The 22,412-nt window shown below is 65.6% G+C and carries 15 protein-coding genes; 6 read left to right on the forward strand and 9 right to left on the reverse strand.

Annotated elements, in window-relative coordinates; genetic code table 11:
• Positions 1–153 precede the first annotated feature (153 nt).
• Both AC3WLY_RS25765 and AC3WLY_RS25770 read left to right on the forward strand, forming a co-directional pair.
• Positions 154–1,131, forward strand: coding sequence for a quinone oxidoreductase family protein (locus AC3WLY_RS25765; RefSeq protein WP_492308828.1), 978 nt, complete (start codon positions 154–156; stop codon positions 1,129–1,131).
• Positions 1,132–1,155: 24 nt separating this feature from the next.
• The gene (locus AC3WLY_RS25770; RefSeq protein ID WP_072442978.1) at positions 1,156–1,308 is read left to right on the forward strand and encodes a DUF1427 family protein; all 153 of its coding nucleotides are present in this window, start codon (positions 1,156–1,158) and stop codon (positions 1,306–1,308) included.
• 21 nt (positions 1,309–1,329) lie between these two features.
• On the opposite strand, the gene AC3WLY_RS25775 is transcribed toward AC3WLY_RS25770, so the two are convergent.
• Both AC3WLY_RS25775 and AC3WLY_RS25780 read right to left on the reverse strand, forming a co-directional pair.
• On the reverse strand, positions 1,330–2,358 hold the full coding sequence (locus AC3WLY_RS25775) for a transporter (protein WP_492308827.1): 1,029 nt from the start codon (positions 2,356–2,358) through the stop codon (positions 1,330–1,332).
• A 206-nt stretch (positions 2,359–2,564) separates the two neighbouring features.
• On the reverse strand, positions 2,565–3,533 hold the full coding sequence (locus AC3WLY_RS25780) for a phage tail protein (protein WP_425132023.1): 969 nt from the start codon (positions 3,531–3,533) through the stop codon (positions 2,565–2,567).
• A gap of 121 nt (positions 3,534–3,654) precedes the next feature.
• Here AC3WLY_RS25780 and AC3WLY_RS25785 point away from each other — a divergent pair, with 121 nt between their 5' ends.
• The 4 genes from AC3WLY_RS25785 to AC3WLY_RS25800 all read left to right on the forward strand — a co-directional run bounded on the left by AC3WLY_RS25785 (position 3,655) and on the right by AC3WLY_RS25800 (position 10,696).
• Positions 3,655–4,500, forward strand: a complete 846-nt coding sequence (locus tag AC3WLY_RS25785) for a M15 family metallopeptidase (protein ID WP_034183689.1) — start codon at positions 3,655–3,657, stop codon at positions 4,498–4,500.
• 301 nt (positions 4,501–4,801) lie between these two features.
• A complete protein-coding gene (tssM, locus tag AC3WLY_RS25790) occupies positions 4,802–8,746 on the forward strand; it encodes a type VI secretion system membrane subunit TssM (protein ID WP_492308826.1) in 3,945 nt (1,314 codons plus the stop codon).
• Complete coding sequence (tagF, locus tag AC3WLY_RS25795; protein WP_034183687.1) at positions 8,743–9,732, forward strand: type VI secretion system-associated protein TagF; 990 nt, start codon at positions 8,743–8,745, stop codon at positions 9,730–9,732. The genes tssM and tagF overlap by 4 nt, the downstream gene beginning before the upstream one ends.
• A gap of 4 nt (positions 9,733–9,736) precedes the next feature.
• Positions 9,737–10,696 (forward strand): OmpA family protein, encoded by a 960-nt coding sequence (locus AC3WLY_RS25800; protein ID WP_492308825.1) that lies wholly within the window; start codon positions 9,737–9,739, stop codon positions 10,694–10,696.
• 94 nt (positions 10,697–10,790) lie between these two features.
• On the opposite strand, the gene AC3WLY_RS25805 is transcribed toward AC3WLY_RS25800, so the two are convergent.
• The 7 genes from AC3WLY_RS25805 to tssH form a co-directional block, all read right to left on the reverse strand.
• Positions 10,791–13,070: a hypothetical protein gene (locus AC3WLY_RS25805; protein ID WP_492308824.1), complete on the reverse strand. Its 2,280-nt coding sequence runs from the start codon at positions 13,068–13,070 to the stop codon at positions 10,791–10,793.
• A 1-nt stretch (position 13,071) separates the two neighbouring features.
• Complete coding sequence (locus tag AC3WLY_RS25810; protein ID WP_492308823.1) at positions 13,072–13,914, reverse strand: DUF3304 domain-containing protein; 843 nt, start codon at positions 13,912–13,914, stop codon at positions 13,072–13,074.
• 158 nt (positions 13,915–14,072) lie between these two features.
• Positions 14,073–14,900, reverse strand: a complete 828-nt coding sequence (locus AC3WLY_RS25815; protein WP_492332729.1) for a DUF3304 domain-containing protein — start codon at positions 14,898–14,900, stop codon at positions 14,073–14,075.
• Positions 14,887–15,936: a DUF4123 domain-containing protein gene (locus tag AC3WLY_RS25820; RefSeq protein ID WP_492308821.1), complete on the reverse strand. Its 1,050-nt coding sequence runs from the start codon at positions 15,934–15,936 to the stop codon at positions 14,887–14,889. The genes AC3WLY_RS25815 and AC3WLY_RS25820 overlap by 14 nt, the downstream gene beginning before the upstream one ends.
• The gene (locus AC3WLY_RS25825; protein WP_492308820.1) at positions 15,936–18,494 is read right to left on the reverse strand and encodes a type VI secretion system Vgr family protein; all 2,559 of its coding nucleotides are present in this window, start codon (positions 18,492–18,494) and stop codon (positions 15,936–15,938) included. The genes AC3WLY_RS25820 and AC3WLY_RS25825 overlap by 1 nt, the downstream gene beginning before the upstream one ends.
• 67 nt (positions 18,495–18,561) lie before the next feature.
• Positions 18,562–19,683 carry a type VI secretion system protein TssA gene (gene tssA / locus AC3WLY_RS25830; RefSeq protein WP_492308819.1) on the reverse strand — a complete coding sequence of 374 codons (1,122 nt, stop codon included), beginning with the start codon at positions 19,681–19,683 and terminating at the stop codon, positions 18,562–18,564.
• Positions 19,684–19,739: 56 nt separating this feature from the next.
• Positions 19,740–22,409, reverse strand: coding sequence for a type VI secretion system ATPase TssH (gene tssH, locus AC3WLY_RS25835; protein ID WP_492308818.1), 2,670 nt, complete (start codon positions 22,407–22,409; stop codon positions 19,740–19,742).
• Between the last annotated feature and the right edge of the window lie 3 nt (positions 22,410–22,412).

The raw sequence follows: 22,412 nt of genomic DNA on the forward strand, positions 1-22,412 counted from the left end.
CTCGGGTTTTGCTATGCGTAAATCGCAAAACAATCATCCTCCTTTGCGTATTTCCACGTCAAATCGCCCCGACTAGACTGCATTCATCCTTTCCACCCGTTGCACGCGCCGGCCCGCCGGGCAGCGCGGCAACCATCCGCCACGGAGATCATCATGCGCAGCATCCGCTTCGACGCCCCCGCCGCCGACATCGAGTCGCTCGACGCGCGCGTCAGGGAAATCGACCAACCCGTGCCGGCCGACGGCCAGATGCTGATCGAGGTGCGCGCGGCCGGCGTCAACCCGAGCGACGTGAAGGCCGCGCTCGGCCGCATGCCGCACGCGGTGTGGCCGCGCACGCCGGGGCGCGACTGGGCCGGCATCGTGCGCAGCGGCCCTGCCGAGTGGATCGGCGCGCCCGTGTGGGGGTCGGGCGGCGATCTCGGCGTGGGACGCGACGGCTCGCACGCGGAATACCTCGTGCTCGACGCGGCACTGGTGCGCCGCAAGCCGGCCGTGCTGACGCTCGACGAAGCGGCAGGCGTCGGTGTGCCGTTCGTCACCGCGTACGAGGGTTTGCGCCGGGCCGGCATGCCGACGGCCGACGAGGTCGTGCTGGTGTTCGGTGCGAACGGCAAGGTCGGCCAGGCCGCGATCCAGCTCGCGAGCGCGCGCGGCGCGACCGTGATCGGCGTCGAGCGCGGCCCCGGCGGCTATCGCGGCCATGCATCGGGCGACGTGCACATGATCGACGCGTCGCGCTGGCCCGTCGCCGATGCCGTGCACGCGGCGACCGGCGGCCGCGGCGCGGACATCGTCTACAACACGGTCGGCAGCCCGTATTTCGACGCCGCGAACGCATCGATGGCGATCGGTGCGCGGCAGATCTTCATCTCGACGATCGACCGCAGCGTGCCGTTCGACATCTTCGCGTTCTATCGCGGCCAGCATACGTACGTGGGTATCGATTCGCTGCAGCTCGGCGGCGCCGCGGTCGCGCAGATCCTCGACACGCTCGCGCCCGGCTTCGGCAACGGCACGCTGCGCCCGTTCCCGATCGGCGACGACTACGTGTACCCGCTCGAACGCGCGCACGACGCGTACCGCGCGGTGCTGGCCGGTGCGCGCGAGCGCGTCATCCTCAAGCCCTGACGCCGGACCGCACGGGAGACCGCCATGATGGATTACTTGACTTCGCTCGCGGTGGGCCTCGGCGTCGGCGTGGTGTATGCGCTGCTGCACGTGCGCTCGCCGGCCCCGCCGCTCGTCGCGCTCGTCGGCCTGCTCGGGATGGTGATCGGCGAACGCGCGATCGCGCTGCTGCGCTGACGAGCTGCAACGGCGCCGGCGCTAGCGATCGTCGCGACGTCGGAACGCCCACCATGCGGCGAGCGCCGTGAAGCCCGCGACGAGCAGCACCATCAGCCAGAAGCCGTGCTTGTTCTCCGAGAACGGCACGCCGCCGACGTTCATCCCGAAGAAGCCGGCGACGATGTTGATCGGCAGCGCGATCACGGTCACGAGCGTCAGCGTGAACAGCGTCCGGTTGTTCTGCTCGTCGAGACGCGACCCGATCTCTTCCTGCAACAGCTTGATCCGCTCGTTGAGCCCGGCCAGATCGCCGAGCACCAGCGAGAACTCCTCGGTCGATTCGCGCAGCTCCTGCGTGTCTTCCACGTGCAGCCACGCGGGCGGCTTCGCGAGCAGCCGGAAGATCGACCCGGGCTCGGGCGCGAGCATGCGCTGCAGGCGTGTCAGCGTGCGGCGCATCGCGCCGAGCTCGATGCGGCTCGACGTGAGCCGCTGCGACAAAAAGCGATCCTCGATGCGATCGACGTCGATGCTCGTGCGCCGCATGATCTGGATCAGCAGGTCGGCCTGGTCGCGCAGCAGGTGCACGAGCAGTTCCGCGGGCGACCGAAACCGCTCGCCGTCGCGCACGCATGCGCGCAGCGTGTCGACCGAGCGCAGCGGCTTGAGCCGCGCGGTGACCATGATGCGCTGCTCGACGTGGACGAACAGCGTCGCGATCTCTGAAGGCGTCAGCTCGAGGTTGAACATCACGTCGTTGACGATCGCGCGCAACGCGCCGTCTTCCTGCTCGATGCGCGTCGAGCGCGAACCTTCGTGGAGGAATGCGAAGAAGCTGTCCGGCAGCCCGAGATGCGTGCGCATCCAGCGCTCGCTCGCGCCGTGCGCGAGATTGAAGTGCAGCCAGACGAAATCGTCCGACGCGACCGCGTCGCGCTCGCTGCACGTGCGCAGCCACGCGGCGGCGGCATCGGCGTCGAGCATTGCGCCGGATCCGCCCGGAACGAAGCGGAAGCCGCACACCATGCCGGACGTATCGGCGCCGTAAGTCTGTACGATCAGGTCCATCGTGTCGAAAGTCGTGCGATGCGCGGCGCGCCGCACATCGCGGGTCGCGGGCCCGCGCCGGGAAAAGAAAGGAGACGTATGCCCGACGGGCGTGACGCACTCGTGACAGTGTCGCACCGCATGATACCGGCAGCTTCCGTGCCCCAAAAACAACGCGCCGCCCAACGGGCGGCGCAGATACGGCATCGTGACGTGCAGGAGACGGATTACTGCCGCGTCTCTGACTGCGCGGCGTTCGGGCACGCGGGATCCTTGCCCCAGTGGCCGTCGCAGACGCGCCAGCGGCACAGCTGATCCTGGAAGAAGCCGCGCTCCGAACACTCCTTCACGCGCGCCCCAAGCGAACCGGTCGCCGCCGCCGTCTTGGTCGGCACGGCCTGCGCCTTCTGCGCGGCGAGTTTCTTGTCGGCCGGCTTCGTGCGCGCGACGAGCGCCGCGAGCAGATCGGCATCCGGATCGTCCTTCCCGGCCGCCTTCGCATTCGCGGTACGCGTCGACGCCGCATCGCGGCGCTTCTTCGCCTGCGCGAGCTCGGCTTCCTGTTCCTTGCGATGCTTGCGGGCTTCGGCCTTCGTCTCGGCCTTCGTGTTGGCCTTGCCCTGCGCGGCGACCTTGGTGCTCTTCGCAGCGTCGGCCTTCGCGGTTTTCGTCGTCGCGGCCGCGGCGGCCGTGGCGGCTGCGGCAGCGCCGGCCGTGGCTGCGCCCGATGCGTCGTCGGCGCCATCGGCGAGCGCGCGCGACAGGCGGCTGTTGTCCGCGCCGGACGCGGACGATGCGGGTGCAACGGTCCGGGAAGCCGAATCGTCGTTGACGATCGTGGCCGGCTGCGCGGCGGACGCGCCATTCTGCGCGACCTGCGCGGCGGCGCCGCTGGCCGGTGCGGCCTTGGCCGGCTCGGCCGCTGCGGGCGCGGCTGCAGCCGTGACCGCGACGGCCTGCTCGCCCGAATGCTGCTGCATGCGCCATGCGCCCCAGCCGCCGACGGCAACCACCAATGCCACGACGGCCGCGATCGGCGCCTTCAGCGAACGGCGCGCCGGTTCGGCGGGCGGCGTGACACGCCCTTCCAGATTCGCGAGAATGCGAGACTGCTGAGCTCCTCCGTTGCCTTCCGGTTTAGTATCGGACAGCAGGCTGGGTGGAGTTTTCGAATTTGAATTTTCCGGCGCACTCATTCAGCGTCTCATTGAATCCTGGTTTAATTCACCGCGATAATATAGCCCGGCCTCTCAAAGCAGCCTGATTCTAAGAGCAAGCATTGCAAAACACAATCAATTCCAATTTCCGGGGATTTCGTTGATTGCCGTCGCACTCGTCGCCTATTTCGCCCTTGCCGTCGCGGTTGCGGCACTGTTGCTTTTACCGGGTATCCGCGCGACGGTTTTCGAATCCGTCGCCCAGTTTCACGGCCGTCTTACGCGCCGTGCGAACGATCGCGCCGCACGTACGCGGAGTCAGATTGTTAAATCGGCAAGCGCTACGCGCGGCGCATTAAACGATGTGCAAAATTTACTGGTTCGGCGGCGCTTGATGATTACGGTATCGGCAGGTATTCTTGCGACGCCGCCATTGGTCGCCATTGCGTTACGCGGCCGGCAATTGTTCCAGTACGACGACACGGCGCGCGTGCCCGACGAGAAGATCGCCGCGCTGCTGCAGGGCGAACAGCTCGTGCCGCCTCCGCCGCTGCCGCCGGAAGTCTTCGCCACCCGGGAAGTCGAACAGGTGCGCCCGGCGCTGAAGGATGCGAGCCGCGACTGGAACCTGCTGGACCCGGATTTCCGTACGCGTTTGCTGCTGGTCTACAAGATCATGCACGAACAATATGGTTATGAAATGGCGCTGCTGGAAGGTTACCGGAGCCCGGAACGGCAAAACCGGCTGGCGCAGATGGGCAGCAACGTGACCAATGCGGCCGCCTTCCAGAGTTATCACCAATTCGGGCTGGCGGCCGACAACGCATTCCTGCGCGACGGCAAGCTGGTCATTTCCGAGAAAGATCCGTGGGCGATGCGCGGCTACCAGTTGTACGGCCAGGTCGCCGAGCAGGTCGGCCTGACCTGGGGGGGCCGCTGGAAAATGATGGATCTCGGGCACGTGGAATACCATAAACCCGGTTTTAAACTGGGACGCGGCAGCTAGCCAGGGCTGCCGGACAGGAAATAATGAGGGCGGCATGGGGCTTTTTAATATCCCGGCAGGAAACGATACGGGCGGCGCAAAAAATCGGGCATTCCGGTGCGCGATTTTTTGCGGCCGCCGCTTCCGTTTTAAATCTCACAGCGTCCTTTCATTAATGCGCGCGCCTTCTCCGATGCCGCGGGCGCATTGATGCCGGCCCCCTTCATCCCGTTTGACAGCATGGCGACACATCGCGGCGCCACCCTTGCCGCTCGGCGCGCCTGCGTCGCCTCACCGAATCGCACCGGAACCTGAACGTCCTATGCAACGCATCCTCAACGTGCTGACTCATCCGCGTACGCTCTCGATCGTCGGGATCGTCGCGCTAGCGGCCATCCTCTTCATCGTTGCCGACATGCTGCAGCTGCCGCTCCTGTGGGCGGCGATCGCCTTCGCGGCGATCCTCGCGCTGTGGCTCGTCGTCGCGCTGTGGCGCCGCTGGCGCGTGAAGCGCGCGAACCAGCAGCTCGGCCAGGTGCTGGAAGAGCAGGCGGAAACCGGCAAGATCGCCGCACCCGCCGCCGCCGCGCTCGCGCCCGACGCGAAGACGGCCGACCTCGACGTGCTGCGCACGCGCCTGTCGGACGCGGTGAAGACGATCAAGACGTCGAAGATCGGCCAGGTCTCGGGCGGCTCCGCGCTCTACGAACTGCCGTGGTACATCGTGATCGGCAACCCGGCCGCGGGCAAGAGCAGCGCCGTGCTCAATTCCGGCCTGCAGTTCCCGTTCGCGGACAAGAACAGCGCCGTGATCCACGGCATCGGCGGTACACGCAACTGCGACTGGTTCTTCACGACCGAAGGGATCCTGCTCGACACGGCCGGCCGCTATTCGGTGCACGAGGAAGACCGCAGCGAGTGGCTCGGCTTCCTCGGCCTGCTCAAGCGCTATCGCCCGAAGGCGCCGATCAACGGCATCATCGTCACCGCGAGCATCGCCGAACTCACCGGCAACCGCCCCGAATTCGCGATCAACCTCGCGAAAAACCTTCGCCAGCGCGTTCAGGAGCTGACGGAAAAGCTCGAGGTGTTCGCGCCGGTCTACGTGATGTTCACGAAGGCCGACCTGATCACCGGCTTCACCGAATTCTTCAGCAGCAGCGACAAGCACGAGTACGACCGCGTGTGGGGCGCCACGCTGCCCTACGAGCCCGACGACAAGCGCGACGTCGTCGCGCAGTTCGACACGCACTTCGAGGAACTCTACGAAGGGCTGAAGGAGATCAGCGTCGCGCAGCTGTCGCTGTCGCGCGGCAACCAGCTGTCGCCGGGCCAGTTGAGCTTCCCGCTCGAATTCTCGACGATCAAGCCGTCGCTGCGCGCGTTCCTCGCGACGCTGTTCGAGAACAACCCGTTCCAGTACAAGCCGATTTTCCGCGGTTTCTACTTCACCAGCGCGCTGCAGGAAGGCGAAACCAACAGCGCGGCCGCGCAGCGCATCGCGCACCGCTTCGGCCTCGACGCGACCGCGCTGCCGAAGCCGCACAGCGCGTTCTCGAAGAACGGCTTCTTCCTGCGCGACCTGTTCTCGAAGGTGATCTTCGCGGACCGCCAGACGGTGCGCCAGTTCGCCAGCCCGACCAAGACGCGGCTGCGCTACGCGACCTTCTTCGGCTTCGTCGCGGCGCTCGCACTCGCGCTCGGCGGCTGGACCTGGTCGACGATCGGCAACCAGCAGCTGGTCTCGAACGTGCAGGCCGACCTCGACAACGTCACGCGCCTGCAGCAGGGCCGCAACGACCTGCAGTCGCGCCTGCAGGCGATGGACATCCTCGAAGACCGGATCGAGCAGCTCGAGCAGTTCCGCCGCGACAAGCCGCTGTCGGTGTCGCTCGGCCTGTACCAGGGCGACCGTCTCGAGCAGCACCTGCTGACCGAGTACTACAACGGCGTGCGCCAGATCCTGCTGGCCCCCGTGTCGCAGAACCTCGCGTCGTTCATGAAGGACGTGAACGCGCACCCCGAGCAGCTCGTGCCGATGACCCGCCCGCCCGAATCGGGCGCCGTGCAGGGCGGCACGATGCCGGTCTCGACGAACCCGGCAGGCGCCGCACCGCAGGCCGGTGCCGCACTGGCCGCGTCCGGCACCGCGCCGGCCGCCGCGCCGCAACAGCCGGCCGCACCGCAGGGCGGCCTCTACAGCGACGCGTCGCCGACCAACGTGCAGGACGCGTACAACGCGCTCAAGACGTACCTGATGCTGTCCGACAAGCGCCACGTCGAGCAGGCGCACCTGACCGACCAGCTCGCCCGCTTCTGGCGCGGCTGGCTCGAGACGAATCGCGGCAACATGCCGCGTGACGAGATGATCAGGAGCGCGGAGCGCATGATCTCGTTCTACCTCGCCCGCGTGAACGACAACGACTGGCCGATGATCGACGCGAACCTCGCGCTCGTCGACCAGACCCGCGAGAACCTGCGCCGCGTGGTGCGCGGGATGCCGGCCCGCCAGCGCGTCTACGAGGAAATCAAGGCGCGCGCATCGACCCGCTTCGCGCCGATGACCATCGCGCGCATCGTCGGCGACGGCAACCAGGGGCTGGTGGCCGGCAGCTACGCGATTCCGGGCACGTTCACGCGCGAAGCGTGGTTCGACTACGTGCAGCCGGCGATCCGCGACGCGGCGACCAAGGAACTGCAGGCGAAGGACTGGGTGCTGAACACGTCGACGCAGGACGACCTGACGCTCGAGGGCAGCCCCGAGCAGATCCAGAAGACGCTGGTCGGCATGTACAAGACCGAGTACGCGCAGCACTGGCAGAAGTTCATGCAGGGCATCGCGGTGCAGGGCTTCAGCAGCTTCGGCCAAGCCGTCGACGGGATGAACCGCCTCGGCGACCCGCAGGATTCGCCGATCCGCAAGATCCTCGAGACCGCGTACGACCAGACGTCGTGGGACAACCCGTCGCTCGCGAACGTGACGATCAAGAAGGCGCAGACGGGCGTCGTGAACTGGGTCAAGCAACTGTTCTCGCGCTCGCAGGCCGGCCAAATGGCGGCCGCCAACATCGACATCAACGGCAATCCGGCCGAGGTGCCGATGGGTCCGGTCGGCCAGGAGTTCATCGGCCTCGCGCGGATCGTCGCGACGCATGACGGCACGTCGATGCTCAAGGGCTACATGGATTCGCTGTCGAAGGTCCGGACCCGCTTCAACGTGATCAAGAACCAGGGCGACCCGGGCCCCGGCGCGCGCCAGCTGATGCAGCAGACGCTCGACGGCAACGGTTCGGAACTCGCCGAGTCGCTGAAGCTCGTCGACGAGCAGATGCTGACGGGCCTCACCGATTCGCAACGCAAGTCGCTGCGTCCGCTGCTCGTGCGGCCGCTGATGCAGGCGTTCGCGGTCGTGATCCAGCCGGCCAGCGCCGAAGTCAACAAGGTGTGGAACGCGCAGGTCTACCAGCCGTTCCAGAACTCGCTCGCGACGAAGTACCCGTTCGCGGCCAACGCGAAGGTCGAGGCCGGCGCCGGCGAGATCGCGCAGGTGTTCGGTCCAGACGGCTCGATCGCGAAGTTCGTCGGCACGACGCTCGGGCCGCTCGCGGTGCGCCGCGGCGACACGCTCGCCGCCCGCACGTGGGGCGACATGGGCATCGGGCTCACGCCGGACTTCACGAACGGCTTCGCGCGCTGGGTCGCACCGCTCGCGGGCGGGGCGGCAGGCGGCGCGGCCGCGGCGTCCGAGCCGCAGACGGTGTTCCAGATCCTGCCGCAGCCGAGCACGGGCACGACGGAATACACGATCGCGATCGACGGGCAGCAACTGCGCTACCGCAACACGCCGCCGCAGTGGACCAACTTCGTGTGGCCGAACCCGCAGGGCTCGCCGGGCGCGACGCTGTCCGCGACGACCTTCGACGGCCGCACGGTGCAGCTCGTCAACGAGCCGGGCCGCTACGGCCTCGAGAAGCTGATCAACTCGGCGCAGCGCAAGCGCCGTCCGGACGGCACCTTCGACCTGACGTGGGTACAGGGCAGCGTGAACGTGTCGGTGACGATGCGCATCATCAGCACGTCGCAACCGACGGGCGGCGGCGGCGACCAGCCGCAGCAGCAGAGCCTGCGCGGCCTGCAACTGCCGTCGTCGGTCGCCGACGCGAGCGCGGGCGCCGCGCAGAACGCGACCCAGTCCGGCACGGGCACGCCGGGCGCAGCGCCGGCCATCGCGGCCGCCAACGCAACGAATGCACAGGGGGCGCAATGACGCAAACCGTACAGGCGCAAATCGCCTACTTCGGCAAGATTCCGTCGCGCGGCGACTTCGTGAAGAGCCCGCACAATCCGCAGTTGCTGCAGACGCTCGATCGCTGGATCGCGCAGGCGCTCGAACTGCTCGCGGAAGACCCGCGCTGGAAGCTCGTCTACGAGGATGCGAAGCCGATGCATTTCGCGTTCCTCGGCTCGCGCAGCAAGCTCGCGATCGCGGGCCACATGGTCGCGAGCCACGACGTGTCGATGCGCCGCTTCCCGTTCCTCGGTGCAACCGCGCTCGAGGTCGACCGGCCGCTCGCGTTCCTCGCGCGCAGCCCGCTCGCGTTCGCGCGGCTGTGGTCGCGCGTCGCCACGCAGATTCCGCCGCTGCTCGGCAAGGAAGAGCCGCCCGGCGCGCTGCAGGCGCTCGGCGACACGCAGGTGCCGATCGACGTCGGCGGCCCGGGCACGTCGCATGACGGCACCTTCAACGATTTCGTCGAACACCAGTCGCTGTACGGCCTGCAGCAGATGCTGCTCGAAAGCGGCCACCCCGTGCGGCTGCGCGGCGCGATGCTCGCGCTCGGCTCGCTGCTGCGGCCGGTGATGCAAAGCGGCTCGTCGCACATCGAGCGCGGCCTCACGCTGCCGCTGCCGGTCGATCCGTTCTACCGCAGCCTCGTCGCCGCGTTCTGGCTCGAACTGATCGCGCCGTTCGTCGCGCAGGCCGACTTCGAGCTCGCGATCTTCATCGGCTCGATCGCCGAACGCGAACGCCTGATCATCGGCTTCAACGGCGCGTCGGCGAAGACGCTGCTGAGCGTTGTCGATCCGCAGACCTACGCCGCCCACAACATCGACATCGACGATCCCGAGTGGATCGACGCCCATGCGCAAAACGATCACCAGATCAGCAAGCTCGTCAGCTACCTCGACCAACCGCAACTCTCGCTGCGCGTCGCCATCGACGCGTTCCGCGAAGCGTTCATCGGAGGCTGACGGGATGCATCGCACGATTCACGCCCGGCGCCCGCGGCTCTCGCCCGCCCGCTCCACCGTCATTGCTCTTTTCGCCGCCGGCCTCGTTGCCAGCGGCGCAGCCTTCGCGCAGAACACCGGCGCGACCGTCACGCCGGTCGGCAACGGCACGGTCGCGACGACCGCGCTGCCGTCGTCGAACACGAATCCCGGCGCCGCGCCTGCGACCGCGTCCGGCACGGTGGTGCACGGCACGGCCGGCACGATCACGCCGCCGCCCGCGAACGCGGCGCCTGGCCAGGTCGTCGTCGGCGGCAAGGTGCCCGACGAGGCGACCAAGGCCGCCGTGCTGCAGAAGCTGCGCGATACCTACGGCGCGACGAACGTCGTCGACCAGATCGAGGTCGGCGACGTCGCGACGCCGCCGAACTGGAGCGCGAACGTGCAGAAGCTGCTCGGCGCGCAGCTCAAGCAGATCAGCAAGGGGCAGTTGAAGATCAACGGCACGCAGATCGAGATGAAGGGCGAGGTGCACAACGAGGCGCAGCGCCAGCAGCTCGCGAGCGACATGGCGAACACGCTGAACCCGACCTACACGATCAAGAACGGGCTGCGCGTGTCGGCGTCCGAGCAGGGCGTGCTCGACCAGACGCTCGCGAACCGGACGATCGAGTTCGAGACCGGCAGCGCGACGCTGACGCCGCAGGGCAGGCTGATCCTCGACCAGATGGCGGCCGCGCTCGCGAAGATGCAGAACCGCACGGTCGACATCATCGGCCACACCGACAACTCGGGGAACCGGACGTCGAACATCGCGCTGAGCCAGGCGCGCGCGGACGCGGTGAAGGGTTACCTGATCACGAAGAGCATCCCGCCGCAGCAGATGACGACGACCGGCGTCGGGCCGGATCAGCCGATCGCGCCGAACGATACGGCGGATGGAAGGGCGAGGAATCGGAGGATCGAGTTCCGGGTGGGGCAGTAACCAATCGATCGGCTGCTCCTTTGCGGGGCAGCACAGCACACGACGGGCGACAGCAGCGATGCTGCCGCCCGTTTTCTTTTGCAGTGAACGGCCCTCAATGGGTGGGGGTTGCGCCCCCCTTGTAGCCCCTCGCCCACTCCTGGCTTTGCTTGGCTGCCTGGTCGATACGCGCGGCGGCAAGATCGTCCTTCTTGCGCTTCTTGGCTTCCTTTTCGATATCGGACGAGCCGAATTCGTCCTTGTCCCGCGTGCGAAAGTACAGCGACGGCGCGAGCACGTGGTCCTGCCAGCTCGTCAGCAACGTATCGTGGACGAGCATGTCGAACAACGCCATCACGTCCGGCGGAAGCGGGCGCTTGCCTTCGATCCCTTCCTTCCAGGCCGACACGAGCTCCATCTGGGCTTCGGGCAGCATGGTCGCCTCAACCGCGTCCGCGCTCGCCTTGTTGTTGGAATCCCATGTGTCGGGCATGTTCCGAATGCGCTCCGCGGATTGCCGCAGGCCGTCCTGATAGGACGCGCGGCGCAACATCTTTTCCGACTCCTTGTGAAGTCGCTCCCACACGGTCGTGTAGTCCTTCGGCGCTTCCGCGATCAGCTTTTCGTAGCGCTTCTGCGCCGCATCGCTGGCCGCCTTCATCCCCCGCAGCGTCGCCTGATCGGCCGGGCTGCGGCTGGCCAGCATGCTCATGTTGATCCCCTGCCGCTGCAGCTCCCAGTCGAGCTGCGATTTCGCCGTCTTGCGCTGCAGGTCGGCGTCGGCCGTGTTTCGCTTCCAGTCGGTAACCGGATCGGACATCGTGCGACGGAACTCGGGGTCCTGGTAGCGGGCCGCGATCCAGCGCAGGAATATTTTCGAATGTGCGACGAAGTCGACGCCGGGTTTGCGGGGGATGAGGGCGCGGTAGGCGTCGACGAGTTGCTTGATACGGTACTGCTTGCCGTCGCAGTTGATGGGTTGGGCGATCGTGAATTTCCGGAAGGTGTCAGGCTTCTTGTCCCGCAGGTCTTCCATCGTGTCCATGACGGCACCTGCCTTCAACGCTTCCAACAGCATGTCTCGCAGAGGAATCCGCATCAGTTCGGCGTTGAAGCCAAGTGAACCGTTGGGCGCACCGCCCACGACATCGCAGCTCGTGCCTGGATAAAGGAACTGTTCGCCACGAGTTTTCTCGATACTGTCGAGACGCTGATAAAAGCGCATCTCGTGCGCGGCGGCAAAATGAACACAGCGCTGCACACTAGCCGGTATGCCGAGGGAGCGATCCTTATAGCTGGTTTTGAGCATCCCCAGATACGGCACCATGCCAATCAGCTCGCCGGCCTCTTCCGACATGACCGACGAAACGGCATCGAGCAGACCGACAAACTTGATCTGGATCGATACGCCGTCAATAGCGAGATCCGTATCGTCCCTGCGCCTGTATTTCTCCGCCAGGTCGTTGATGAACGCACGTGCGAGCACGCAGCCCCGGTCCGCGCCAAACACCGATACCTCGATGACCCGAACCTTCGGCATCTGCTTCTTGACTGCCTTGTACGCAGCTTCGAACTGGTCCTTGGCTGCGATCAACCGGGTATCAACGCCCGTTCCGAACGCTTCGGCCATGACGGAATTGTCGCGTACGATCGGCACATTCTCCATCGCTATGCCAACGAAAAGGCTGCGTGCAACCGCCCATGCCGCCTTCATCGGCGTTCCCTTGACGTTGTTCTTGAAGTCGTTCTTGGCGTTGCGCCACAGCAGCGTTCCGGTCGCCTTGGTCCGCTCCCAGTACCGTTCCGGTGACGCATTCAATACATTCATGACACGTCGTGCCTGAGCGGGAATATGTTCAATATCCTTCCGGAGATCCTCAAACGCCTTCGCAATTGGCCGAAGTGAAAAATCCCCCTCGAGGAACTGCTTCTTCACGTCGTCGACACGCTTTTTCACGCTGGCCTGCTTGATTGGCGTATTGACGCGCGTGAACGACTCGGCAACCGACTCCGCTCCGCTCAGCGCCTTCTTGCCCACCATCTTGGCTGCGGCTACACCCGCATTGACCCAGTCATTGGACTTGGCCGACTCGTTGAGCGGCGTACCCAGTCCTGAATAATAGAAGCGGTACCAGAACTGGTTAACCGGCCGATGCCTGTCATCGTTGTCCCGGTGCGCCTCCCACAAACGACAGATATTCGAGTAGTGAGAGCTCGACTTGTCGTCGATATCACGACTTCTACCAAACGCATCGAAGAAAAACCCCATGCGAATTGTTGCGCCACATGGCAAGCAATCACCTTTCGGATACATGCTTGCATCCTGGCAGACAAGCTGCATGTATGTGGACATCGGTGTCGCGTCATCCGGATCGAGCTTGATTCTCTCAGCCATGCTACTTCTCCTCTACGCGCTGCGGTGGCAATAAGCCGCTAGGGACCGCAGGCACGGCAACCGGCCTGAACTTGTCGCTCGCCAATTCAGCGAGTACGTTCTTGGGTAGCGATTGCATCGAATTTGCAAACGCACCAGGATTTCCGGCGGCTGCCCGCAAGACACGCTGTACCTCCGGATGAGCATCGAATCGACCGTTCACGAGCAGGCTAAAGTAAGCATACTGCTCGAGATCGTTCCGGTCGGTCAGTTGGTATTTCAGCCACGCCGAGACCACTGCACGCGCAATGCGACGATGCGACTGCCCATCCGTGTCGTCGAATTTCTTGTCCAGTTGCTCCTGATAATGAGTCGCCATCCATCGGGAAACATCCACGATCGGAATGCGCGACTCATCCAGAAGTTCGCCGGGAAACTGGAACTCGACGTGATGATCAGGATAGAAATGAACTTCGAGAATGCGACTACCGACCTTCTCGGGGATGGTCGACGGTGGCATCACGACCTTTGTCTCGACTTGCTGCGCATGCGAGTCGTCCATCGTCCACCGATCTGCGTCGTAATACTTCCATTTGACCGTGAACTGAGTGCCCTTGAGCTTGTAGCAGCACGTGACGCTCCCCCCACCGGCGCCGGGCGGATCATCTCCGCCACCGCTCGCCTTGTTGCCATAAGTGTCAATGATGGTGAAGCCGTTCATGTTGTAGGGCAGATAATTCCGGCCCATGACCGAAATCCCGCTGTACGTCGGTTCCGATTTGCCGCAAGCCGTCACGGCCACTAATAACAGGCAAGTCGCGAGAGCACGACCCGTTAGACGCGAAAACCTCGTTCCTCTATGCATCGATGTTTCCCTTCTGAGCGATACCTCGTACACCGTACCGCGGCGAGGAGGTGTCTGTTTGCGTGCGTGACTCGACCACCTTCGCACACGATTCGAATTCCGTCTTGCGTGTAATGCGGGTTGGTAACTGCCCACGATCTTGATCAAATGTACCCGGCTCAGCCATGCCTCGCCTCCGGCGCACGCGGTGGCGGTAGCAAACCGTCAAGAATCGGCGGGACAGTCACGGGCTCGAAGTTGTTACTCGTCAACGCAGACAGCACATTCTTCGGCAGCGAATGCATCGCCCTTGCGAACGCACCCGGCCGACCGGCCGCTGCCTGCAAGCCGCGTTGAATCTCGAGATGGGCATCGAATCGGCTGTTTACGAGCAGACTGAAGTACGTGTATTGCTCAAGATCGTCACGGTCCGTCAACCGGTATTTCAACCATGCAGACGCAACGATACGAGCGATCCGGCGAAACTGCTGGTCTTCGCGCTCGTCGTATCGCTTGTCCAGTTGCGCCTGATACTGCGTCATCCATCTCACAACATCGACAATCGGCAGGCGTGCATCATCAAGCATCTTGCCGGGAAGCTGGAACTCGACATGCCGGTCCGGGAAGAAGTGCACCTCGAGAATCCGGGAACCCACCTCGTCGGGCAACTGAGACTGCGGCATCGACACTTTCGTCTCGCTGCGGAACATCTGCTTGTCCCCTTTGTGCCATTGGTCGACATCGTAGTAATTCCACTTGACGACAAATTCCGTGCCCTTGAGCTTGTAGCAACATTTCATGCTACCGCCCCCCGCACCCGGCGGATCGTCCCCGCCTCCGCTCGCCTTGTTGCCGAACGCATCGGTGATGGTAAAGCCGCTCATGTTGTACGGCAGATAATTCCGGCCCATCACCGAAATCCCGCTATACACCGGCTCCGATTTCCCGCACGCGCTCAAAGCCACCGCAACCAGGCCCACCGCCGCCACCGACCTACGCCACGCCACTGCGCGCCTCCAGCAATTCCCGCTCATGCGCATCGCGAATCGCATCCCACGTGGCATCATCGATCGCCATCAGCGCAGTATCGACGCCGGTTTCCCCGCGTGACGCCGCTTCGAGGCTCGCCTTGACCGCCGGATGCTCGTCGAACTTCGGCGCGACCTGCACGCCCATCACCACGTAGCACAGCAGCTCCGCTTCGCCGGAGATCCCGTGCCCCGCCGCGCGATCGAGTTGCTCGACAACCTGCTCATACAGCTCCCCATCGGACAGGTGGTCGACCGCCGCCGCCATCGTCTCGCGAAACTTCAGCACGAGCTTGTCCGGATAGCCGAGTTCGATCAGCTGCGCATGCTGCTTCTCGCTCAAGCCCTGCACATCGCCTGCCTGCGCGGCCCCGACAGACGCCGGTGCATCGTTGCGCCACACGACCTCCTCGAGCCGCCGATTGCGATAGCGGATCTCGCCGAACGGCGCAACGAACTGCTGCGCCTGCGTATCGCTCCACACCAGCCGTAGCCGTCCGAATACGTGATTGTCGAAGAAGAACAGGTAATACGCGCGACCGTTCGGCAGCGCGTACTTCACATATCTGCGCAGATGCGCGTCGAGCGCATCGAACGACCACGTCGACCACAGCCACGTCACCGCGTGCAGATCGACCGCATCCAGCCACAGCTGGCGCAGCAGCCGATGTTGCTCGCCTCCCTCGTCGTCGAGTGCCTGGCGGTCGAAGGCAATCAGGTACGGTGCGATATCCGTATAGGCGTCGAGACCGGTATCCGTCCAGAGCGACGCGTAGCGCAGGCCGTGCACCGTCACGAGCTGCTTATCCAGCTCCTGATAACCGCGCGTATCGACGAGCGCGTACAGTCGCATCGGCCGGCCCTCGCGGGTCTCGCCCCTCAGCGACGCCTTCAGCGCCTCCAGAAATACCGGCCATTCCGGCTCGCGCGGATTCGGCGCGGCGTCGACGGCCTCGCTCATGTCGGCTGCATCGCTTCCGTCGCCCGCGTTGCCGATGTTGCTCACGTCACCCATCAATCCGCCTCGACCATCGATTCGCGCCCGCTATGCGCATTCAGCACGCATTGCTTGCACGTGCCGCCCGGCATGGCGGGCAGCGGATACGGCATGCTCGTAGGGCCGCTGAATGCGTGCTGGGCACCCTTGATGTCGATCTTCCCCGGCGCGTGAATCTCGATGTTGCCGCCCTTGATCCGCACGTATGCGCCGCCCGAGGTCAGCAAGATCTCCTGTTTGGCGGCCACGTCGACGTTCTCGGTCGACGACACGATCTTGACGACCTTCTGCGCGGTCATCTCGATACTGTCCGCATGCGCCTGAATCTCGACCTTGCCCTTGCCCGCGAACAGCTTGATCCCGGCATTCTGGGCAAACAGGCTGATACGATCCCGGATACCGGCGACCAACGACTTCCCGCTGGTAATGAATGTGCTTTGACCGCTGACGATGTTGGCCTGCTGATCGCCCGACAGGTGCACCGACTGCTGCGACGCCATCCCGATCCCCGCGGGGCTCGCGAACAGCATCACCGGCTCCTTGAAAGCATTCGCACTCCCCGTCCCGCCGCCCGCGGTCCTGCCGCCCGACGACGCACCCGCCACGCTGCTCTTCGTGGCATCGGTGAATTGCTTCAGCGCATCGCGCCCGGTACCGAGGCTTTCGGCCTGATGCATTTCACTGACCTGCGACATCGACTCGAGCAGCCCGTCGGCATTGGCGAGCTGCTGCTGCGCTTCGCTCACATCGAGCGGCTGGCTGTTCGCCTGCTTAGGATGCGTCGTGACATACAGCCCTTGTGCCGCGCGCACCGCACCGTAAGCATCCGTGCGCAGATCGAAACCCGAGCCTAGATACGCGCCGCGCGTGTTGCCGCTCTGTTCGATCAGATAGCCGAGATGCAGCAGCGAATTCGCGCTGCTGCTGAACAGGCGCGCACGGTTCTGCCCGGTCGCGTCGTCGAGCACCATCTCGTTGTGACCCGATCCCGCATACTCCTTCGACCTGAAGCCCGACAGGATTCCGTCGCTATGCCACTGCGGCTTGGCGGCGCCGTTGTAGACGCGATGCATCACGATCGGCCGGTCGCAGTCCCCACCGATGTAGCCGATCATCACCTCCTCGCCGACCCGCGGAATATGAACGCCACCATAACCGCCGCCGGTATCCGACTGCACGACGCGCACCCAGCACGACGCGTTTTCGCGACCGGCGCTCTGCCGGTCCCAGACGAACATGACCTTGATCCGGTTCAGTTCGTCCGTATAAACCTCCTCGCCCTTCGGTCCGACGACGACAGCCGTTTCGAGCTGCATCGCGGGTTTCCGGTGCTCGAACGGGCTGCGATACGGCACGGCCGCACGCTGCGCTTCGACTTCGACGAGATAGAACCCGGCCGAACCGTCGTCATGCCCGACTTCGAATGCGGCTGCGTCACCGTGGCCGGCTTTCACCCGTGCCAGCCGATCCTGCAGGCTGTGCGGAAAATTCGCTTCGTGGTCCGAGATCGGCAGGTTGTTCTCGATGTACCGCGACACCTTCAATGCCGCGAATTCCCGGTCTTGCGCCGCATCGCGGTCGTGCTCGGGGTGATCCGCCAGCGTGAAGCGCCGCCCGGCGTCGATCCCGCGCACGCCGCCCACGCCGAAGAAGCGCTTCGCGCGCGACTCCCATTCCTCCAGGCGGATCTTCGACAGATGTTCGCCGCGATCCTGGCCCGCGTACGTATACGCGCCGGTGTACTCGTAGATTTCCGTCTGGTTCGGCAGATCGCCCTGGCCGGCCTTCGTCGGCAACGTCGTGCCGTTCGGATTGGCCGCCGAGGACGGCGACTTGTAATCGAACGTGCGTGTGGTGTGCAGGGAACTCTGCAAGGTCCGCGACGCGGCCCATTGCGTGAAACCGGCGGTTTCGCTACCCGTTCCCGAGCGGTCGAACCTGACAAGATTCGGCGACAGTTCGTCGACCGCGTGCAGGTCGTCGGTAATGACGAGCGTGTGCGCGCTGCCGTCCTCGCTATGTCGCCAGAAACCGAACAGCCCTTCGTCTTCCATCAGGCGATGCACGAAGTTCCAGTCGGTTTCGCTCTGGCGGCAGTAGGACCGCGACGGCAGCGGCTTCGACAGCGCGAACTGATACCGCCCCTTGGCCTGCGGATGCGTATCGAACACGTCGGCAAGGATCGTATCGACGCTCTTGTCCTGCCAGTACCGCATGTCGCTGCGGAACTTGAGGAAGTGCATCCACGACGCGAAGGTCAGCTGGTAGCCCGACAGGCTGCCATCCGCGCCGAGCCTGCGCGCCGTATGGATATAGCCGTTGATCGGGAGGTACGACTGGTTCGCCTGCTGGATCCACAATGTGATCGGCTGCGCGATCAGTGTCTTGAGCTCGATGTCGCTCGCGGTCGACACGAGGTCGAGCGCGGCGCTGAAGTCGCGTCCCAGCTCGGAGCAGATCACGGCCCGGCGCGGCACCAGCGCATTGTTCGGCAGCGACGGGATGTCCGTCTTCAGCAGGCGGTCCTGCTGAATCAGGCCACCACGGATCGCCTGTGCCAGTTCGCTCACGTTCATGCGTCAATCCATGTCTTGTATGCCGCGAGCCCGCCGTGCCCGCGCTCTCAGGTCAAAGGCCCGCCGCTCACGACTGCTCGTCCGGCCTCACCCCCAGCAGCTCGCGAATATGCGACAGCGAGCCGTCGTCCTTCACGACGCTCTCGAGCCACTTGTGCAGCGGCATGTCGGCCCACTCCGCTGCCTTGTCGGCGAGATACGCGACCGGGCTGTGCGGCTCGGTCTGGCGGAAATAACGCGCCACCGCACGCAACTGGTCGACGGCCTGCGCGCGGTTCTGGATGCCGGCGATCATCTGCGTCACCGGAGGACGCGGAGCGGTCTGCGACTGCACATGGGTCTCCTCGGTCTGGATCGAATTGCCGAAGCTCGGCTCGATGCGCTCGGGCTGCGCCTGCTGCGCCGCCTGCGTGTGCGGCGCGCTGCCCGTATAGCCCTGCTCGCGCGCAAAGCGCTCGGCGAGCCGGTACACGGTCTCGAACGCGTCGCGCGCCTGCCGGAAGCTCGGCGCCGAATCGCCCGCACGCTCGACGAGCCGCTCCTCGAACGCATCGAGCGCGAATTCGAACGCCTTCAGGTTCGCCAGCAGCGCCGTGTAGAACGCGATCGGCGTCACGCGCCGCGACGCATCGATCTGGTCGATCGACGGCTTGCCGCGCGCGATGTCGTCCGCGTGTTCCGGGTCGCGCTTGATGGACTGCGCGACGTGCTGCGCCACCTCCCAGTCGAGCGTGCTGAACGCGTTCGACGCGCCGTCCGTCAGCGGCACCGCGCGCAACAGCTCGGCCGTGCGGCCGGCCAGCCACGCGACGTTGCCGAGCCGGTACTCGGTGTCGTCGCCTTCGGGCAGCGGGTGCACGCTGTCCCAGAACTCGCGGCACAGGCCCTCGAGCAGCGCATAACCTTCGGTGAGACCGGTGATGCCGTCCTCGAGCGCGAGCGCCTCGGTCAGCCATACGGCGAGCCGCAGGTCCTTCGTGCGCGCGCGCAGCAGCTCGCCCGCATGGTCGACGACGAAGCCCCAGTCGGCCTCCTTGATCTCGGTCACCCATTCGCCCTGGTCGAGCGTCGGATCGTCGTAGCGCCGCGCGTCCTGGATCGCGTCGAATTCGTTCGAAAACAGCAGGTCGTCGCCGCTGGGCGACGCATCGCTGATCGGCGTCAGCAGCTCGGGGAGATTGATCGGCATGGTTCAGTGAATCCGTTGATGCATCAGATGTCGCGCGCGGGGGCTCATTCGACCGCTCATTCGACCGTATAGGCGAATTCGCCGGCCTCGTCCGCACGCACCGCGATGCGCGCGATGGCCTCGCCGTCGGCGATCCGGCCGAGCACGTGGCCCGCGATCTCCGGCAGCAGCGTGCCGTTCAGGATATGGTCGACATTGCGGGCGCCCGAATCGACCTCGGTGCAGCGCGCCAGCACCGCATCGACGAGCGACTCGTCCCATTCGAACGCGGCCTTGTGGTTCGCGTCGATCCGGCGGCGGATCCGCTCGAGTTTCAGCTCGATGATCTCGGCCAGCACGTCGTCGGAAATCGGATAGTACGGCACGACCTTCATCCGGCCGAGGAACGCGGGCTTGAAGGTCTTGTACAACTGCGGGCGCAGCGTCTCGGCGAGCGCGTCCGGATCGGGCAGCTCGTCGGCCGGCTTGTTCAGGCACGCCGCCATCACCGCGGACGAACCGACGTTCGACGTCAGGATGATCAGCGTGTTGCGGAAATCGATCTCGCGCCCTTCCGCGTCGTCCATCGTGCCCTTGTCGAACACCTGGAAGAACATCTCGAGCACGTCGGGGTGCGCCTTCTCGACCTCGTCGAGCAGCACGACGGAATACGGGTTGCGGCGCACGGCCTCGGTCAGCACGCCGCCCTCGCCGTAGCCGACATAGCCGGGCGGCGAGCCCTTCAGGCCCGACACGCTGTGCGCTTCCTGGTACTCGCTCATGTTGATCGTGACCATCTTGCGCTCGCCGCCGTACAGGATGTCGGCCAGCGCGAGCGCCGTCTCGGTCTTGCCGACGCCCGACGGCCCGACGAACATGAACACGCCGCGCGGCTTGTTCGGATCCTCGAGGTTCGCGGTCGCGGTGCGCACGCGCTGCGCGATCGCGTCGAGCGCGTGGTCCTGGCCGATCACGCGCGCAGTCAGCAGCGGCTGCAGGTTCAGCACGGTGTCGATCTCGTCCTTCACCATCCGGCCGAGAGGAATGCCCGTCCACGCGGCGACGATCTCGGCGACGACGTGGCCGTCGACCTGCAGCGGCACCATCGGCTCGCCGCCCTGCAGCGCGTGCAGCGCCGCGACGCGTTCCGCGAGCTTGTCGCGCGTCGCCTGCACGTCGACCGGCTGGCCATCCTCGGACGGGCCGCGCGCCTTGTCGAGCGTTTCGCGCAATTCGGTGATCTCGGCGACGATCGCGCGCTCGGCTTCGTAGCGCGCTTCGTCCTTCGCGAGTTGCTCCAGCGCCGTGTCGCGCGCACCGCGCAGCTCGCCGAGCCGCTCGTCGTGCGGCGCGCCGCCCGCTGCCTCGCGTTCCAGCGACGCGATTTCCGCATCGATCCGCTCGATCCGCTTCTTCGTGTCGTCGATCGCCGCCGGCGTCGCGCTGTGCGCGAGCGCGACCTTCGCGCATGCGGTGTCGAGCACGCTGATCGCCTTGTCGGGAAGCTGGCGGCCGCTGATGTAGCGGTGCGACAGGCGCACGGCCTCGGTGATCGCATCGTCGAGGATCCGCACGTTGAAGTGCTTCTCCATCAGGCCCGACATGCCGCGCAGCATCGCGGCCGCGAGCGGCTCGCCCGGCTCCTCGACCTTCACGACCTGGAAGCGCCGCGCGAGCGCCGCGTCCTTCTCGAAGTACTTCTTGTATTCGCTCCACGTCGTCGCGGCGATCGTGCGCAGCTCGCCGCGCGCAAGCGCCGGCTTCAGCAGGTTCGCCGCGTCGTTCTGGCCGGCCTGGCCGCCCGCGCCGATGATCGTGTGCGCCTCGTCGATGAACAGGATGATCGGATGCGCGCTCTTCTTCACTTCGTCGATCACGCTCTTCAGCCGGTTCTCGAACTCGCCCTTCACGCTCGCGCCGGCCTGCAGCAGCCCCATGTCGAGCACGTGCAGCGCGACGCCGGAGAGCGGCGGCGGCACGTCGTCGGCCGCGATCCGCAGCGCGAGGCCCTCGACGACCGCCGTTTTGCCAACACCGGCCTCGCCGGTCATGATCGGGTTGTTCTGGCGGCGGCGCATCAGGATGTCGACCGCCTGGCGGATCTCGGCTTCGCGGCCGATCACCGGATCGATCTTGCCGTCGCGCGCGCGCTGCGTGAGGTTGGTCGTGTACGTGTCGAGCGCGGGCGTCTTCGACGGGCCGGCCGCGGGCGCGGCACCGTCGGCGGCCGGCGCCACGCCGCCGCCGTCGGTATCGGCCTGGCGCGGCTCGGCTTCGCTCGACCCTGCCATGATCTCGTCGAACTTGTGCTTCAGGTCCGTCACATTCACTTCCGCGAACTGCGACGACATCCGCTGCGCGAACTGCGCGAGATCCGGCGCGGTCAGCAGCGCGAGCAGCAGGTGCCCCGAACGGATGCGGCCGAGCTGCGAATCGAGCGATGCGATCAGCCACGCCTGTTCGAACAGTGCGATCAGATGCACCGAAAACACCGGCGTACGCGTGTTGCCGGTCTTCAGGCGCGTCAGCTCGCGCTCGAGGTCCGCGCGCAGCGCATGCGGATCGACGCGGCTCGCGCGCAGCGCGAGCGGCAGGTCGCCCACCGGCTCTTCGAGCAAAGCGAGGAACAGGTGCTCCAGATCGACCTCGTAGTGGCCGCGCGCCAGGCACGCGCTCGCCGCACGCTCGGCCGCGTGCCGGCACAGCGGGTTCAGTTTCGTGATCAGGGTCTTCAGAGGCGTGCTCATGGC

Source organism: Burkholderia sp. FW306-1C-G01B (genome assembly GCF_058781685.1).

Coding starts and splice junctions, on each gene's coding strand:
- AC3WLY_RS25775 (WP_492308827.1), bottom strand. CDS start 2,358: ATGGACCTGATCGTACAGACTTACGGCGCCGATACGTCCGGCATGGTG.
- tssA (WP_492308819.1), bottom strand. CDS start 19,683: ATGCCGATCAATCTCCCCGAGCTGCTGACGCCGATCAGCGATGCGTCG.
- AC3WLY_RS25805 (WP_492308824.1), bottom strand. CDS start 13,070: ATGGCTGAGAGAATCAAGCTCGATCCGGATGACGCGACACCGATGTCC.
- tagF (WP_034183687.1), top strand. CDS start 8,743: ATGACGCAAACCGTACAGGCGCAAATCGCCTACTTCGGCAAGATTCCG.
- AC3WLY_RS25825 (WP_492308820.1), bottom strand. CDS start 18,494: ATGAACGTGAGCGAACTGGCACAGGCGATCCGTGGTGGCCTGATTCAG.
- AC3WLY_RS25765 (WP_492308828.1), top strand. CDS start 154: ATGCGCAGCATCCGCTTCGACGCCCCCGCCGCCGACATCGAGTCGCTC.
- AC3WLY_RS25800 (WP_492308825.1), top strand. CDS start 9,737: ATGCATCGCACGATTCACGCCCGGCGCCCGCGGCTCTCGCCCGCCCGC.
- tssM (WP_492308826.1), top strand. CDS start 4,802: ATGCAACGCATCCTCAACGTGCTGACTCATCCGCGTACGCTCTCGATC.
- AC3WLY_RS25770 (WP_072442978.1), top strand. CDS start 1,156: ATGATGGATTACTTGACTTCGCTCGCGGTGGGCCTCGGCGTCGGCGTG.
- AC3WLY_RS25820 (WP_492308821.1), bottom strand. CDS start 15,936: ATGGGTGACGTGAGCAACATCGGCAACGCGGGCGACGGAAGCGATGCA.
- AC3WLY_RS25810 (WP_492308823.1), bottom strand. CDS start 13,914: ATGCATAGAGGAACGAGGTTTTCGCGTCTAACGGGTCGTGCTCTCGCG.
- AC3WLY_RS25780 (WP_425132023.1), bottom strand. CDS start 3,533: ATGAGTGCGCCGGAAAATTCAAATTCGAAAACTCCACCCAGCCTGCTG.
- tssH (WP_492308818.1), bottom strand. CDS start 22,409: ATGAGCACGCCTCTGAAGACCCTGATCACGAAACTGAACCCGCTGTGC.